Source organism: Methylophaga sp. OBS1 (assembly GCF_026319365.1).
In genome coordinates this window covers 30233-45476 of record NZ_JAPDMS010000002.1, presented here as the reverse complement: position 1 = coordinate 45476, position 15244 = coordinate 30233, and the positions used below count along the sequence as shown (strand labels likewise).

The window sequence follows — 15244 nt, the reverse complement described above, 5'->3', positions numbered from 1 at the left end:
GAGTCTCGGGACAAAGCCTTTTAGGCGGACTGTGCCTGATCACTGACCTTATCAAGGTGGGCTGCACGGTAAGTCAGAATGTCATCAAGAATCGACTCAAACAACTCAACCAGCGCCGGATCAAAATGTTTGCCTTTCTGTTGATGCAGAAACGCCATGGCCTCCTCAACCGGCCAGGCCCGCTTATAGGGTCGCTCAGATGTCAGCGCATCAAAAACATCGGATATTGCGCAGATGCGGCCCTCAATAGGAATGGCTTTGCCTTTGAGCCCCTGTGGATAGCCGCTACCGTCCCATTTTTCATGATGACTGAGGGCGATATTGCGTGCCATCACCAGCAGCGGAATATCGGTACCATCAAGTAAGTCAGCGCCGATGCTGACGTGGGTTTTCATGATTTCCCACTCATCCGGACTTAACTTGCCAGGTTTGAGCAAAATATTATCGGGAATACCGATCTTGCCGATATCGTGCATGGGTGCGGCCAGAAGAATGTTATCAGCCTGTTCCTGGCTGAGACCGGCGGCTTTGGCCAGCATATGGGCAAAATGACTCATACGCAGGATATGGTTGCCAGTTTCGTTATCTTTATATTCAGCAGCGCGGCCCAGTCGTTTAATAATTTCCAGCCGGCTTTGTTCCAGCTGTTGGGTGCGTTGCCTGACCTGCTGTTCCAGCGTTTCATTCTGCAGGCGAATCTGTTTATGCAACAGCCGCACTTCCAGCATGTTGTGAATGCGCTGCAGCACTTCGGACTGGTTGAAAGGCTTGGTAATAAAGTCTTTGGCACCACTGCTCAGGGCCCGTTCACGCGTCTGGCTGGTCAGCTCGGCCGTGACGACCAGCACCGGCAGGTAGTCGTTTTCAATTTCGGCCTGCAATTGTGACATCACCTCGAACCCGTCCATGTCCGGCATACGGATATCGAGCAGGATCAAATCAATCTGATTATCGAAATAGAGTGTCTTGACTTCCTGAGGCTGAGTGGTGGAAAAAATCGAAGCAAATCCCGCCTGCCGCAGCATTTTTTCCAGCAGTTTGATGTTCACCAATTGATCATCAACCAGCAGGATATTGGCGTTGAGAATGTCTGGCTTGGCTATCATGAGAGAGAAATAATTGATTTGATCACAGGCTCACCCCGGCAACAACTCAGTGACTATCTTATCCAGTTAATCGGCGGCAAGACCAGCAGCTTGAATCAGTAGTCACGATTGACCGAGAAATCAGCCAGTGCCAGCAAGGCCTGTCTGTAATCACTGTCAGGCAGTACATTGAGAGCCGCTTTTGCATGTGCCACTTCATTTGAAGCAGCACGGGCTGTGTAGTCAATAGCGCCGGTTTCATTGATGATACGGACAATCTCATCAATGCGATCCCGTTCACCGTTTTCGATTGCTTGACGAATAATATTCGCCTGCTCATCGTTACCCTGACGCATGGCATAGATTAGTGGCAGGGTCGGTTTACCCTCGGCCAGATCATCACCGATATTCTTACCAATGGTCTCACTGGACTGACTGTAGTCAAGCAGGTCATCAACCAACTGAAATGCGCTGCCCAGGTGCATCGCGTAGAGCGACATCGCCCTCTCTATCTCAACAGGGGCATCACAGATCACCGCACCTAATTGCCCGGCGGCTTCAAACAGTTTGGCAGTTTTGTGGTGAATCACTTCCAGGTAGCGGGCTTCTGTTGTGTCGGCATCATGACAGTTAAGTAACTGCAGCACTTCACCTTCAGCAATGATATTGGTGGTGCGGGACAGGATCTGCATCAGGCGCATTGAATCCATTTCCACCATCATTTCGAAGGAACGTGTGTAGAGAAAGTCGCCTACCAGGACGCTGGCTTCGTTACCCCAGAGGTTATTGGCTGTTTCCTGGCCCCGGCGCATTTCTGAGTTGTCGACGACATCATCATGCAGCAGGGTCGCAGTGTGGATGAATTCAATGATAGTAGCCAGGTTGATATGCTTGTCACCCTGGTAGCCGCAAGCGCGGGCACTCAGAATCGCAATGGCCGGACGAAGACGTTTGCCCCCGCTGTTGATAATGTAAAAACCGAGCTGATTGATCAGCGCCACATCAGACTGCAGGCGGGATTGAATCAGTGCATCGACCGACGCCAGATCGTCCTGTATCAAAGAATAGATGGATTGAATATCCACAGTGCAAAAATCTGCCTATAATATGTCTGAAAACGCGTACTTTCTCATGCACGAGGCATGCGCGCAAATATTAAGACGATGCGGATTTCACCGCAAATCATGAAGATCAGCATACCCTGATATTGAGATTTGATCTCCTATTAGAAAGGCGCTACAATTGCCGGTCTTTTGTTGGGCAACCTGCATTAACAACATTATTTTTGGAGACAGCGATGTACGCTATTGTCGCGACAGGCGGTAAACAATACCGGGTAAAAGAGGGCGAAAAGCTCCGCGTTGAAAAACTGAATGCTGAAGCCGGTGATACGGTTGAGCTGGATAAAGTACTGCTGGTAGGCGAAGGCGAGGACGTCAAAGTCGGCGCGCCTTACCTGGATGGCGCCAAAGTGACTGCTAAAGTTGCTGCCAACGGTCGTGGCGACAAGGTCAAAATCATCAAATTCAAACGCCGTAAGCACCATCAGAAACAGATGGGGCACCGTCAGGCATTCACTGAAATCGAAATCACAGGCATTTCAGCCTAAGATTGTTTAGAGAGGTTTAATCATGGCTCACAAGAAAGCTGGTGGTAGTACACGTAACGGCCGCGATTCCGAGAGTAAACGCCTTGGCGTAAAACGCTACGGCGGTGAAATGGTTGTCGGCGGTAACATCATCGTTCGCCAACGTGGTACCCGTTATCACGCTGGTCGTAACGTCAGCATCGGTAAAGACCACACACTGTTCGCAACTGCTGAAGGTAAAGTGTTGTTTGAGACCAAAGGTCCACAAAAACGCACTTTCGTTAGTGTCGTTGCTGACTAAAAATATTTGTTAGCCCGTTTGGGGCAAACAGCCGAAAGCCCCGCTGATGCGGGGTTTTTTGTTTCTGGCGTTTGTCAGATAGAGAATTGAGCGGGTTGGATCCATGAAGTTTGTAGACGAGGCGAAAATTAAAGTGATGGCCGGTGCCGGTGGCAACGGTTGTCTGAGTTTTCGCCGCGAAAAATTTATTCCTTTCGGTGGGCCGGATGGTGGCGACGGCGGTGATGGCGGTGACGTTTACCTGCTGGCCGATACACAGGTTAATACCCTGATTGATTTCCGCTATCAGCGTCATTTCAAAGCCGAGCGCGGCGAACATGGTCGTGGCCGCCTGTGCAGCGGTGCGCGGGGTGAGGATCTGATCATCAAAGTGCCGGTCGGTACCGAAGCCTGGGATGACGACACCAATGAATTGATTGGTGATCTGACTGAGCCCGGTAAGAAGCTGATGGTGGCTAAAGGCGGCTGGCATGGTCTGGGCAACGCCCGCTACAAATCCAGTATCAACCGCGCGCCACGTCAGACGTCGGATGGCACCCCTGGTGAAGAACGTAATCTGCGTCTGGAAATGAAACTGCTGGCTGATGTCGGTCTTCTGGGTCTGCCCAACGCCGGTAAATCCACTTTTATCAGTCAGGTCTCAGCCGCACAGCCCAAAGTCGCGGATTATCCTTTCACGACGCTGTATCCCAATCTGGGGGTGGTCACCCTGAAAGATGTACGCAGCTTTGTGATTGCCGATGTACCCGGTTTGGTGGAAGGCGCGGCTGAAGGTGCCGGCCTCGGCATTCAGTTCCTGCGTCATCTGACTCGCACCCGCCTGTTACTGCATCTGGTTGATATGGCGCCCGTCGATGTCGAGCAGGATCCGGTGGAGAGCGTGAAAACCATCAACCGTGAACTGGAACGCTACAGCGAGGCCCTGGGCAGCCAGGACCAATGGCTGGTGCTCAATAAAATGGACCTGGTCCCGGAAGATATCCGTGAGGAGCTGTGCAGTGAAGTGATTGACAGGCTCAACTGGCAGGGTAAGGTTTATCGTATCAGTGGTCAGAGCGGTGAAGGCTGTGATCAGCTGTGTGAAGATGTGATGGCTTATCTGGAGTTGAGCCGCGAACAGGAACAGTCTGAACAAGACGATAACAAGGAATAAGCCCCCGTGACCGAACCTCACCAGCAGCTTATCCAAACCAAACGCTGGGTCATCAAAATCGGCAGTGCACTGCTGACCCGCCTTGGTGAGGGGTTGGATATTGAACGTATTCGCTGGCTCAGCGGCGAAATTGCGGAGCTACGTCGACAGGGCAAGGAAGTGGTGCTGGTGACTTCCGGCTCGGTGGCAGCAGGGATGCAGCGTATGGGCTGGCAGCGCCGCCCCCATGAAATTCATAAACTACAGGCGGCTGCCAGTGTCGGCCAGATGGGCCTGGTGAATGCTTATGCCACGGAATGCAGTAAACATGGCATTCAGACTGCGCAAATTCTGCTCACTCACTCTGATCTGTCTGACCGTGGTCGTCACCTGAATGCCCGCAGTGCCCTGCATACTCTGCTGGAGCTGGGGATTCTGCCGGTGGTCAATGAAAACGATACTATCGCCACCGAGGAAATTCGCTTTGGTGACAATGACACCTTGGCAGCGATGACGGCCAACCTGGTTGAGGCCGATGTGCTGGTCATTCTGACGGATCAGGACGGCCTGTTTGATTCCGATCCAAGAAGTAATCCCAACGCCCGGATGATAGCTGCTTCCGCTGCCAGTAATCCGGCACTGGATCAGATGGCCGGTGACAGTAAAGGCGAACTGGGTCGTGGTGGCATGACTACCAAATTGCTGGCGGCGCGACGTGCAGCACGCTCCGGAGCCTACACCGTGATACTGTCGGGTAAATACCCGGATAATCTGCGGTATCTGGCAGCGGGGAATGGCGTCGGCACCTTACTGTGGCCCGACAACAAGCCCATCAAGGCGCGTCAGCAATGGCTGGTCGGGCATTTGATTCCCAAAGGTCAGATCGTGCTGGATGATGGTGCGGTGGCAGTGATACGGGAAAAAGGCCGCAGCATTTTACCGGTTGGTGTGAAACATGTGGAAGGTGAATTTACACGGGGAGAACTGGTGATTTGCCGGGATCTGAATGGCCGCGAAATTGCCCGCGGTCTCAGTAATTACAGTTCTGAAGAAGCCCGTATCATTAAAGGTCATGCCAGTGCTGAGATTGAGTCTTTGCTGGGCTATGTCGATGAACCTGAGCTGATCCACCGCGATAATCTGGTCGTGACGTGACCCGCTGAAGTTACAGACATAAAAAAACCGGCTTCGGCCGGTTTTTTTAAAAGCTTTGCAGCTTTAATTACATTGCGCGAACAGCGTTGTTCAGGCGGCTCTTACCGCGAGCAGCAGTATTCTTGTGAATAATGCCTTTACGGGCCATACGGTCCAGTTGAGGTACAGCAGCTTGGAAAGCAGCAACCGCTTTTTCTTTATCACCAGCTGCAATTGCTTTTCTCAGTGCTTTGATGCTGGTACGCATCGCTGAACGTTGGCTGGCGTTGCGCTGACGGTGTACTTCCGCTTGACGCGCGCGTTTTCTTGCTTGTGCCGAGTTTGCCAAAGTGCTTCTCCTAAAAATTCAGCTATCAATATCAGATGAACACGCCATTATCCTGATTTTCATATGCTTTGTAAATGGTATGATGAGAAAATTTTATCACGAGGTATTTATGCGCATTATAACCGTTAACGTGAATGGCATCAGGGCCGCGGCACGTAAAGGATTTTTTGACTGGCTGTTGAAACAGAACGCGGATGTAGTTTGCATTCAGGAAACCAAGGCGCAGGTGCATCAACTCGAGGATGAGGTATTCACCCCGCAGGGCTATCACTGCTATTACCATGATGCTGAGCGTAAAGGCTACAGCGGTGTCGCACTCTATAGCCGGCATGAACCTGATGCAGTGATCGTGGGCATGGATAATCCTGAATTTGATGCCGAAGGGCGCTACATTGAGGGCCGTTTTGGCAATCTAAGCGTGATTTCGCTCTATCTGCCATCCGGCTCGTCCAAGGAAGAACGTCAACAGGCAAAATACCGCTGCATGGAATTTTTTGAAAAGAAAATGCAGGAAATGAAAGACTCCGGACGTGACTATGTGATTACCGGTGACTGGAATATTGCGCATAAAAATGAAGATATCCGTAACTGGAAAGCCAATCAGAAAAATTCAGGCTTCCTGCCCGAGGAGCGTGCATGGCTGGATAAGCTGTTTGATGAAATGGGCTTTATTGACGCCTTCCGCGAATTACCGCAGAAAGAACATGAATACACCTGGTGGTCGAACCGGGGCCGTGCCTGGGATAACAACGTCGGATGGCGGATTGATTACCACGTATTGTCGCCATCCATGAAAGGTACCGTCAAAGCGACTGAAATTTATCGCGATCAGCGCTTTTCCGATCATGCGCCGCTAACGATTGATTATGATTATGAATTCCCCACAAAGTAGTGCAGACAAGTACAGAGAAGTGTGTCCCTGAATGTCAGGATAAGTATGTGAGCAGGTGTTGGGTTTATTGAATTAGAAGCAAGGAACGGGCAATGGTAGCGAAAGACGCCAAAGTTGAAGAATGGAAGGAGAAGTTTTTTAAAGTCTCCGAAGCGCTTGAAAAGCAACAACATTACGAGCAACTGTTAGAGCGAAGTTTGAATCGTCTTGCATTCGCCGCCAAAGGCTTTGACCCGGTTCTGGATAAAACCTTATCAACGCTGCTTGAGCTGCTCCGCGATAAAAACCGCAATACCAATCAGATTGAAGATGTGCTGGTTGAGTTGGAGCGGAGTATTGCTCAAATGGATCAGAACGCAGCCAGGCAGTCGGGTATTGCTGACAGTTTGGGCAGGCTTCTGGCGCAGATTAAGTGGCCGAAACAAAACCAGAAAGACGCAACCCAGCTTGCTCGAAAAGTACGTAAATCCTCAGAAAACGAGCTGCCGGCGCTTATCGAACAGACCGCACACCTGATCCAGGACAGCTTTATCGATGTCGAGACTCGAGAGCCTGGGGGATTACTGAGTAGATTGTTTCGTGGCGGCCGAGACAAGGACGTGGCGCAGCAGAACGGTTCAAGACCGGAACGTGTGACCGACAAATCGGAAAATACGCTCTCTGTTTCCCCGGTTGAGATCCTAATCACCTTACTTGAACAGTTATCCCTGCCAAAAGAATTTAACGAACAGGCCATAAAAATCAGGGATTCCATCCAGCAGGGTATCACTGTCAGCGAACTCCCCAGAGTGATTGATGATATCGCTAAACTGGTCAGTCAACTTGGTGCGTCAGCCGTCTATGAAAAAAGAGAGTACGAAGCCTTTCTCCTCAATCTGACAGATAAGCTGAGCAGTCTCGACCAACAGCTCAACCGATTCGAGCAGGATGAACTGAGTGTTTATACCCAGCGGCAAGCGCTTGGGCATAATGTTAAAGAGGAAATGAAGGGGCTGAGGCTTGATGTTCAGGATGCCACAGAGTTGAGTCAGTTAAGAGAGTCAGTCAGTACCCGGCTTGATATTCTTAACCGGCACATCAGTCATGCTCATCAGGTCGATAGAGACCGGTTTGCTGAAGCTCAGGAACAGATCAAACAACTGAATCAACGCCTGCACACAATGGAATCGGAAGCTGAAATCTTACGGCAGGCGACCATTAAAGCCCAGGAAGAAGCGCTAAAAGACGCGCTGACCGGGATTTGGAACAGACAGGCGCTGAATGATACTGTCGAATCAGAGTATGCGCGATGGCAGCGACACCAGAAACCATTGACGATGGTAATCTGGGATGTAGACCACTTTAAAAGTATTAATGATCAGTATGGTCACAGCGCGGGTGATGTGGTCCTGAAAGCGATTGCCCAGATATTCAAAAAAACAGTCAGAAAAGCCGACTTCATGGCGCGGTTCGGTGGCGAGGAGTTTGTAGGATTGTTTCCTGACACCGATCTCGATAGTGCTTTGAAACTGAGTAATAAAATACGTCAGATTTTAGAAAAGACCCATTTCTATTACCAGGATATAACGGTACCGGTGACCACGTCGGCAGGGCTGGCGATGTTTGAACAGGGCGATAGCATTGAGGATGTTTTTAACCGGGCCGACAAGGCTCTCTATCAAGCCAAAAATAACGGGCGAAATAACTGCGTGTCATTACTTAAACAGCAAGACTGAGTTCTGACAGGGATATCAACATTCCGCTAAGAAGCGGACAATAATCGTCTCAAGTCAGCGATGCCAACACGCAACGGATAATGCCATAGTCATAGGCCTCGTCCAGCGCCTGATGAATGACCTTGAGACTGCTGGCCTCCTCACCTAGTGATTCAATGGTCAGGGTAATTTCGCCCAACTGCCGGTCTTCCAGTTGAAGCACTTTTTTCACATCCAGCAGACCAGCGCTGATACCGTCGGCCAGATGACTGAACACAGTGCTTATTTTCAGATCCCGCTGGCGGGCAATGGCTTCCGGTTCCAGCCCCTGCTCATGAAGTATCAGTGTCTGATTCACCGTATCGCTTAAACCATTGTTCAGCAGTTCTGACAACGGATGCTGACGGATAATAGCCAGAAACTGCTGGCCGTACTGTGACAACTTTTGCTCACCCACGCCGCTGATGCGCCGCATCGCCTGCATGTCCTCTGGTCGTTGCTTGCACATATCCAGCAGCGTCGCGTCATGGAAAATAACGTAGGGCGGCAGACCTTGAGAGTGGGCAATATCAGCTCGGCAGGCTCGCAAGGCTTCCCATAAAGCCTCATCCTGGGGCCGGACAGTCGACTGCTTTCTGGCTGTTTTTGCCGCCTTCTGCCGTTCCTGTTGTTTCCGAAGCCGCAGCGTCTCTTCACCGCGCAACACCGGACGGCATTTTTCGGTCAGTTTGAGTGCACCATAGGCATTGATATCAATATCCAGATAGCCGGTGGCAATCAGTTGCCTGAAAACGCCGCGCCATTGCGTCGCGTTCAGTTCTGTACCGATACCGAAGGTGCTGAGTTTGTGGTGCTGGTTTTGTTTGATACGCTCATCATCACTGCCCAGCAAAATATCGATAAGGTAATTGACGCCAAAGCGCTGGCCACTTCGAAACACGCAGGAAAGGGCTTTCTGGGCCACTTCGGTCGCATCAAAATGTTCAGGCGGGTTCTGACAGTTATCGCAGTGTCCACATTGGGCAGGTGCGGTCTCATCAAAGTAGGCGAGCAGGGCATGGCGGCGACAGGTAATCAGTTCACACAGGCCCAGCATAGCATCCAGTTTGTGATGTTCAACCCGTTTAACCAGATCGGGCGCTTCAGAGTCCTGCATAAACTGACGCAGAGTGATCACATCCTGCAGGCCGTAGGCCATCCAGGCATTGGCCGGCAGGCCATCACGACCAGCACGCCCGGTTTCCTGGTAATAGGCTTCGATATTTTTGGGCAGGTTCAGGTGGGCAACAAAGCGCACATCAGGCTTATCGATACCCATGCCAAAGGCAATGGTGGCAACGATGATCACACTCTCTTCGCGCAGGAAACGTTGTTGTGTGTGTGCTCGCAACTGGGCTGGTAGCCCGGCATGGTAAGGCAGGGCCACTCTGCCCTGATCCTGCAGCCATTCAGCAATCGCCTCGACTTTTTTCCGTGACAGGCAATAGACAATACCGGCATCGTCGGCGTGATGCGTACTGATAAATTGCCACAGCTGCTGTTTGGCATTACGTGCTTCGGTGATTGAATAAAAGATGTTCTGTCGGTCAAAGCTGTTGAGATAGACCTCGGCATGATGGAGGTTAAGCTGCTCGATGATCTCATGGCGGGTTCGTTTATCAGCCGTCGCCGTCAGGGCAATGCGGGGCACCTGCGGGAATCGCTCGTGCAGAAGGCGCAGTTGCTGGTACTCGGGCCGGAAATCATGCCCCCATTGGGAAACGCAGTGTGCTTCATCGATAGCAAACAGAGCAATACTGGAGCGTTCCAGCAGGCTCAACATGCGTTCATTCAACAGACGCTCGGGGGCGACATAGAGTAAATCAAGTTCCCCCGTCTCCAGCGCATTCTCGACAGCGCGGGCTTCCTCTGCAGACAGACTGGAGTTTAAATAGGCGGCTTTTACCCCCAGGGCTTTGAGCGCGACGACCTGATCCTGCATTAACGCAATCAAGGGTGAGACGACAATTGCTGTGCCCTGTCGTACCAGTGCCGGAATCTGGTAACACAGCGATTTACCCCCACCCGTTGGCATCAAGACCAGCGCATCGCCGCCGGCAATCACCTGCTCAACGATGTCTCCCTGATTGTGACGAAATGCCTGATAGCCAAATACGTTTTGCAGCACATCCTGTGCAGTTTGCTCGGCAAGTTCCATAGCTATTGAATCATCTGGCAAAACACCATTATGGCAAATCAGGCTCGGTTTGACTTGTAACTGTCTTCACGTTTTGGCGCGCAAATGCCTGGTGTTGAATACGAGAGCCAGTGCCCAGACTAATCGACAACTAAAATGCCTGATTCAATGCCAAGTCCAGCTGCGGTTGTGGCGCTTGTTCAACTGCGGGTAGCTCCAGGCCGCTCAGGCTCAAACCAACCAATCTGACCGGTTTGTGACCGGCTTCGGTGCGCTTTAATAACAGCGGGATGAGTTGTCTTAAATTTTCAATGTCGATGTTGTGTTCAATCGTTTGCGCGCGGGTGACTTGTTGAAAGTCGGCATATTTGACTTTGACAGTCACAGTCCGGGCCTGAAGCTGATGCTTGTTCAGGCTTTCCAGCACGATATCAGCAAGGTCAAGCAGTTTGGCCGTCAGCTCTGCTACGGAGAGAATATCTCTGGAGAAAGTGGTTTCCTTACCGAGCGATTTACGAATTCGCTGGCTGCGTACCGGCCGTTCATCAATCGCGCGGGCGATATTGAAATAGTACTGGCCGGATTTGCCAAAGCGTTCGGTCAGTTCTGCCAACGTTTTCTGTCTCAGATCGAGGCCGGTTTCAATGCCCAGTTTTTTCATCCTGGTTTCGGTGGCGGGGCCGATACCATGAAATTTACCCACCGGCAGGGTCTCAACAAATTTTTTACCCTGGTCGGGACGGATGAAGTAAAGCCCGTCCGGTTTGTCCATATCGGACGCGATTTTGGCGAGAAACTTGTTGTAGGAGACCCCGGCGGAAGCAGTGAGCCCGGTCTCTTCTTGTATTGCCCGTTTAATGGCCTGTGCTATCAGGGTGGCGGAGCCATTGAACTCGGCGGTATAGCTGACATCCAGGTAGGCTTCATCCAGAGATAAGGGTTCAACTTCACTGGCATAGCGCCAGAAAATCTCGCGTATTTGCCCGGATACTTCACGGTAGGCTTCGAAACGGGGGCGGACAAATATTGCCTGCGGACATAAACGGTAGGCGCGGGCGCAGGGCATGGCCGAGTGGATACCAAACTGTCTTGCCTCATAACTACAGGCAGCAACCACGCCACGGCTGTCAGGCTGCCCGCCGACGATAAGCGGTTTTCCCCGGTATTCAGGATGATCCCGCTGTTCCACCGAGGCGAAAAAGGCATCCATATCGACGTGAATGATTTTGCGTTGTCGGGCCATAATGATTGCGCTGCAAAGACTTCTCACCATTTTCTCATGAATGTCATCGACAACACAGTCTGAGAGAGCGTTTGCTGGCTGGTATGCGGCCACGGTCGGTGGTACTTTAGCTGACTGAACCTTATCAGTGAGCACAGCTTGATAGCACAACTTCATTCATGGCAGGAGAGTCTTAAAGCATTCGCCCATCCGCGGGTGGTCACGATGCTGTTTTACGGTGTGGTCGCCGGGTTGCCGTTACTACTGATTTTCTCCTCTTTGAGCCTCTGGCTGCGAGAGGCCGGCGTTGAACGCGCTGCGGTAACCTATTTCAGTTGGGCGGCACTGGGCTATTCCTTCAAGTTCGTCTGGGCACCATTGATCGATGTCATTCCATTGCCGCTTCTTACCCGCAAGCTCGGCCGCCGACGTGCCTGGTTGTTGTTATCTCAACTGATGGTGATGCTGTCGATTGCCCTGATGGCGCTGGTGGATCCAGCCAGTCAGGGACTGACTTTAATGGCACTGGCAGCAGTCTTGCTCGGATTCTCAGCAGCGACCCAGGATATCGTGATTGATGCCTACCGGATTGAATCTGCCGACAAAACGCTTCAGGCGCTGATGTCTGCCAGTTACATCGCCGGTTACCGTATCGGCATGTTGATTGCTGGAGCTGGGGCATTGTTTCTGGCCAGTTATTTTGGCTCCAGCCTGGGACAGTATGATTTCAGTGCCTGGCAGATCACTTATCTGGTCATGAGTGGCTTCATGCTGATCGGCATTATCACCACGCTGGTGATTGATGAGCCGGCGGTGAATCAGGGCATTCGTACCCAGGCTGCCAGTGACTATGCCGGTCTGTTTTTTACTTTTGTGGTGGCGGTCAGTGGCTTTATCGCTTTTTTTGCCTCCAGTTCAGAACTGGCTTTGCAGGCCAAGTTAGTGGTTGCTGGCTGGGTGTTGAATGCTAATCTGGCCGGAGTGCTGGTGGAAATGTTACGGCTGGCGCTGGCGCTGGGAGTCGCGGTGATTCTGGCTTTATTCTGCCTGCGCTTTGAGTGGGTCAATAAGGCTTTGCTGAAACGCAGTTATATTGAGCCGATCCAGGATTTCTTTCAGCGTTATGGCTGGTCTCTCGCCTGGTTGTTGCTGGCACTGGTGGGCCTGTATCGGATTTCCGATATCGTACTCGGGGTAATTGCCAATGTGTTTTATCAGGATATAGGCTTTAGCAAACCGCAGATCGCGACCGTGGTAAAAACCTTCGGGCTGTTTATGACCCTGCTGGGTGGGTTCCTGGGCGGCCTGCTGGCTGTCCGCTATGGGGTTATGCGGATACTGATGCTGGGCGCGGTACTCTCTGCAGCGACCAATCTGCTGTTTATGTTGCTGGCCGGCATGGGTAATGAAGTGTGGATGCTCTATGTGGTCATCTCCGCTGATAATCTGTCCGGTGGTCTCGCCAGTGCTGCCTTCGTAGCCTTTCTCTCCAGTCTGACCAATATTTCCTTTACAGCGGTGCAGTACGCGATTTTTTCTTCTCTGATGACCTTGTTGCCGAAAATGCTGGGCGGTTACTCGGGGACGATGGTCGATGCGATAGGTTATCAGGGCTTCTTTTTATCGACGGCATTGATGGGGCTACCGGTTCTGTTGCTGATCATGCTGGCGGCCAAACGGTTTAATCTGGCGCAGTCATGAGTTTGAGAAATCTGCTTTTTCTGTTGTTGATTGGCTTGCTTGTCTGGCAATGCCGCGCGGCAGAGACGGTCTCACTGGGCCCGGGCATAAAAGCACAAACAGCGCCGGAGCAGGTATTAATCAACCATGCTGAGCCCTTTGTATTCAATGATTATCTGATTACGCCGCTGGCCGACTTTTCACTGGAAGCGAAGGTACTGTCGCGTGAGGATTATTGGCTCGACCGCGAAAGCGAACTGGCACCAACTGACCTGGCACTGGGCTGGCAGCAGATGTCCGATGAGTCAGTGTTAGCGCAGATTGAGATTCGTCAGTCCGGTCGTTGGTATCACTGGCGGGTTGAGGATTTTCCGATACCACGGCGGGCCATTGAGACCCAGAGCGCCAATATGCATATCGTGCCTGCCGATGAGCAGGTTGCGGTGATGCTGGACATGGTCAATCCGGGTCAACTCATCCGCCTTCAGGGTCAGTTAATCAAGGCAGAAAGCTATGATGGCTGGCGCTGGCAAAGCTCGCTGTCACGCGACGATACGGGCGCCAGTGCCTGTGAACTGGTTTATGTGACCGCGCTGGATATCCTGACAGACTAGCTCGCCTTTTTCGCCAATTGATAGCAGGGACGGTAGGCTTTTTTGTCCTGTCCCAGTTTCATTCGTTTTTCATCGACGAAAATAGTCAGGATCTCATCAATCGCCTGCATGATGGCCGGATCACCATCGATGATATACGGGCCATGCTTGGCCACTTCACGAATACCGAAAGCTTTGACATTACCGGCGACGATGCCGGAGAAAGCGGAGCGAATCTGACTGGCCAATTCATGTTTGGGCAGGGACGGATCCAGTTTCAGCGCCGCCATATTTTCATGGGTGGGGATAAAAGGATACTGGAGAATCGGGTCAATATTCAGCTGCCAGTTAAAATAGTAGGCATCCTGACTGGCATAGCGGTCACGGTGCACCTGCTCCACCGCTTCGCGGATTTCGGTGCCGACCTGTGCGGGATCACCGATGATAATCTTGTAGAGGCTGGCAACATCGTCACCGAGACACTGACGCAGAAAGCGGTCCAGCGTGTTGAAATACTCGCGGCAGCAATCGGGCCCGGCGAAAACCAGCGGAATGCCCTGACGGTTGTCGGGATGCAGCAGAATGCTGAGCAGGTACATGATTTCTTCGACCGTGCCAACGCCGCCCGGGAACACAACGATGGCATGGCCAAGCCGCACAAAGGCTTCCAGCCGTTTTTCGATATCGGGCATGATCACCAGTTCATTGACAATGGCATTGGGTGACTCTGAAGCAATGATGCCGGGTTCACTGATGCCGATATAGCGGCCTTTTTTGATCTGCTGTTTGGCGTGACCGACAGCGGCACCTTTCATCGGCCCTTTCATCGCGCCAATGCCGCAACCGGTGATGATATCCAGGCCTCTGAGTCCCAGTTCATAACCGACATGCTTGGCAAAGTCGTATTCTTGCCGTGGTATCGAGTGTCCCCCCCAGCAGACCACCAGATTGGGAGAGACGCCCGGTCGCACCACACCGGCATTACGCAGAATCCGGAACACCTTATCCGTCATTTTGGCCGGGTCATCGGCTTCCTCGGCCAGAATTTTAAAGTCGGTGTAGACGATATCGCGCAGTACCGATGACAGATGCTCTTGGATACCGCGGATAATTTTGCCATCGACAAACGATTGTGCCGGCGCATTGAGAATCTCCAGCATCACGCCGCGCGGCTGCGGTTTTAGCTGGATATTGAAGTCGGAGAAGGTTTTGAATATTTCCTCGGCATCATCCTGTTCGCTATCCGTGTTAAGAATCGCGAGCGCGCAGTCACGAAACAGGCGGTGCAGATCGGCCCGCGGGTTGCTCAGCTTGTAGATTTCATCCTGTGACAGCAGGTTGAGACTGCGAACCGGGCGGATGGTAGTCCGGGCGACTTTGTTCATGCGTTGGCCTTTA

The 15244-nt window shown here is 51.9% G+C and carries 14 protein-coding genes; 8 read left to right on the top strand and 6 right to left on the bottom strand.

Annotation, left to right across the window (positions count from 1 at the left end):
• Positions 1-20: 20 nt before the first annotated feature.
• Positions 21-1106, bottom strand: coding sequence for an HD domain-containing phosphohydrolase (locus OMQ46_RS06920; RefSeq protein WP_266236021.1), 1086 nt, complete (start codon positions 1104-1106; stop codon positions 21-23).
• A gap of 95 nt (positions 1107-1201) precedes the next feature.
• Complete coding sequence (ispB, locus tag OMQ46_RS06915; protein ID WP_266236019.1) at positions 1202-2170, bottom strand: octaprenyl diphosphate synthase; 969 nt, start codon at positions 2168-2170, stop codon at positions 1202-1204.
• A 212-nt stretch (positions 2171-2382) separates the two neighbouring features.
• Here ispB and rplU point away from each other — a divergent pair, with 212 nt between their 5' ends.
• The 4 genes from rplU to proB all read left to right on the top strand — a co-directional run bounded on the left by rplU (position 2383) and on the right by proB (position 5261).
• Positions 2383-2694 carry a 50S ribosomal protein L21 gene (gene rplU / locus OMQ46_RS06910; protein ID WP_266236018.1) on the top strand — a complete coding sequence of 104 codons (312 nt, stop codon included), beginning with the start codon at positions 2383-2385 and terminating at the stop codon, positions 2692-2694.
• 22 nt (positions 2695-2716) lie between these two features.
• Positions 2717-2974, top strand: a complete 258-nt coding sequence (gene rpmA / locus OMQ46_RS06905; protein WP_266236017.1) for a 50S ribosomal protein L27 — start codon at positions 2717-2719, stop codon at positions 2972-2974.
• A gap of 103 nt (positions 2975-3077) precedes the next feature.
• Positions 3078-4127: an Obg family GTPase CgtA gene (cgtA, locus tag OMQ46_RS06900; RefSeq protein WP_266236015.1), complete on the top strand. Its 1050-nt coding sequence runs from the start codon at positions 3078-3080 to the stop codon at positions 4125-4127.
• A 6-nt stretch (positions 4128-4133) separates the two neighbouring features.
• Complete coding sequence (gene proB / locus OMQ46_RS06895; RefSeq protein WP_266236013.1) at positions 4134-5261, top strand: glutamate 5-kinase; 1128 nt, start codon at positions 4134-4136, stop codon at positions 5259-5261.
• A 67-nt stretch (positions 5262-5328) separates the two neighbouring features.
• Here the strand turns inward: proB and rpsT are convergent, their stop codons facing one another.
• Positions 5329-5589 carry a 30S ribosomal protein S20 gene (rpsT, locus tag OMQ46_RS06890; protein ID WP_266236012.1) on the bottom strand — a complete coding sequence of 87 codons (261 nt, stop codon included), beginning with the start codon at positions 5587-5589 and terminating at the stop codon, positions 5329-5331.
• Positions 5590-5698: 109 nt separating this feature from the next.
• Between rpsT and OMQ46_RS06885 the strand changes: the two genes are divergently transcribed.
• Both OMQ46_RS06885 and OMQ46_RS06880 read left to right on the top strand, forming a co-directional pair.
• Positions 5699-6481: an exodeoxyribonuclease III gene (locus tag OMQ46_RS06885; RefSeq protein ID WP_266236010.1), complete on the top strand. Its 783-nt coding sequence runs from the start codon at positions 5699-5701 to the stop codon at positions 6479-6481.
• A gap of 92 nt (positions 6482-6573) precedes the next feature.
• The gene (locus OMQ46_RS06880; RefSeq protein WP_266236008.1) at positions 6574-8196 is read left to right on the top strand and encodes a GGDEF domain-containing protein; all 1623 of its coding nucleotides are present in this window, start codon (positions 6574-6576) and stop codon (positions 8194-8196) included.
• Between the two features lie 49 nt (positions 8197-8245).
• On the opposite strand, the gene recQ is transcribed toward OMQ46_RS06880, so the two are convergent.
• Both recQ and dinB read right to left on the bottom strand, forming a co-directional pair.
• A complete protein-coding gene (gene recQ, locus OMQ46_RS06875; protein ID WP_266236006.1) occupies positions 8246-10372 on the bottom strand; it encodes a DNA helicase RecQ in 2127 nt (708 codons plus the stop codon).
• Between the two features lie 130 nt (positions 10373-10502).
• Positions 10503-11594 carry a DNA polymerase IV gene (gene dinB / locus OMQ46_RS06870; protein WP_266236004.1) on the bottom strand — a complete coding sequence of 364 codons (1092 nt, stop codon included), beginning with the start codon at positions 11592-11594 and terminating at the stop codon, positions 10503-10505.
• Positions 11595-11732: 138 nt separating this feature from the next.
• Between dinB and OMQ46_RS06865 the strand changes: the two genes are divergently transcribed.
• Both OMQ46_RS06865 and OMQ46_RS06860 read left to right on the top strand, forming a co-directional pair.
• Entirely contained in the window at positions 11733-13274 is a 1542-nt protein-coding gene (locus OMQ46_RS06865) for an AmpG family muropeptide MFS transporter (RefSeq protein ID WP_266236003.1), read from the top strand.
• The gene (locus OMQ46_RS06860; protein WP_266236001.1) at positions 13271-13867 is read left to right on the top strand and encodes a hypothetical protein; all 597 of its coding nucleotides are present in this window, start codon (positions 13271-13273) and stop codon (positions 13865-13867) included. The genes OMQ46_RS06865 and OMQ46_RS06860 overlap by 4 nt, the downstream gene beginning before the upstream one ends.
• Here the strand turns inward: OMQ46_RS06860 and ppnN are convergent.
• Entirely contained in the window at positions 13864-15231 is a 1368-nt protein-coding gene (gene ppnN / locus OMQ46_RS06855) for a nucleotide 5'-monophosphate nucleosidase PpnN (RefSeq protein WP_266235999.1), read from the bottom strand. The genes OMQ46_RS06860 and ppnN overlap by 4 nt on opposite strands.
• Between the last annotated feature and the right edge of the window lie 13 nt (positions 15232-15244).

Excerpts from the sequence above, each read along its gene's own strand:
- OMQ46_RS06880 (WP_266236008.1), top strand. The coding sequence starts at position 6,574 with ATGGTAGCGAAAGACGCCAAAGTTGAAGAATGGAAGGAGAAGTTTTTT.
- rplU (WP_266236018.1), top strand. The coding sequence starts at position 2,383 with ATGTACGCTATTGTCGCGACAGGCGGTAAACAATACCGGGTAAAAGAG.
- OMQ46_RS06885 (WP_266236010.1), top strand. The coding sequence starts at position 5,699 with ATGCGCATTATAACCGTTAACGTGAATGGCATCAGGGCCGCGGCACGT.
- dinB (WP_266236004.1), bottom strand. The coding sequence starts at position 11,594 with ATGGCCCGACAACGCAAAATCATTCACGTCGATATGGATGCCTTTTTC.
- OMQ46_RS06860 (WP_266236001.1), top strand. The coding sequence starts at position 13,271 with ATGAGTTTGAGAAATCTGCTTTTTCTGTTGTTGATTGGCTTGCTTGTC.
- ppnN (WP_266235999.1), bottom strand. The coding sequence starts at position 15,231 with ATGAACAAAGTCGCCCGGACTACCATCCGCCCGGTTCGCAGTCTCAAC.
- recQ (WP_266236006.1), bottom strand. The coding sequence starts at position 10,372 with ATGGAACTTGCCGAGCAAACTGCACAGGATGTGCTGCAAAACGTATTT.
- OMQ46_RS06920 (WP_266236021.1), bottom strand. The coding sequence starts at position 1,106 with ATGATAGCCAAGCCAGACATTCTCAACGCCAATATCCTGCTGGTTGAT.
- rpmA (WP_266236017.1), top strand. The coding sequence starts at position 2,717 with ATGGCTCACAAGAAAGCTGGTGGTAGTACACGTAACGGCCGCGATTCC.
- cgtA (WP_266236015.1), top strand. The coding sequence starts at position 3,078 with ATGAAGTTTGTAGACGAGGCGAAAATTAAAGTGATGGCCGGTGCCGGT.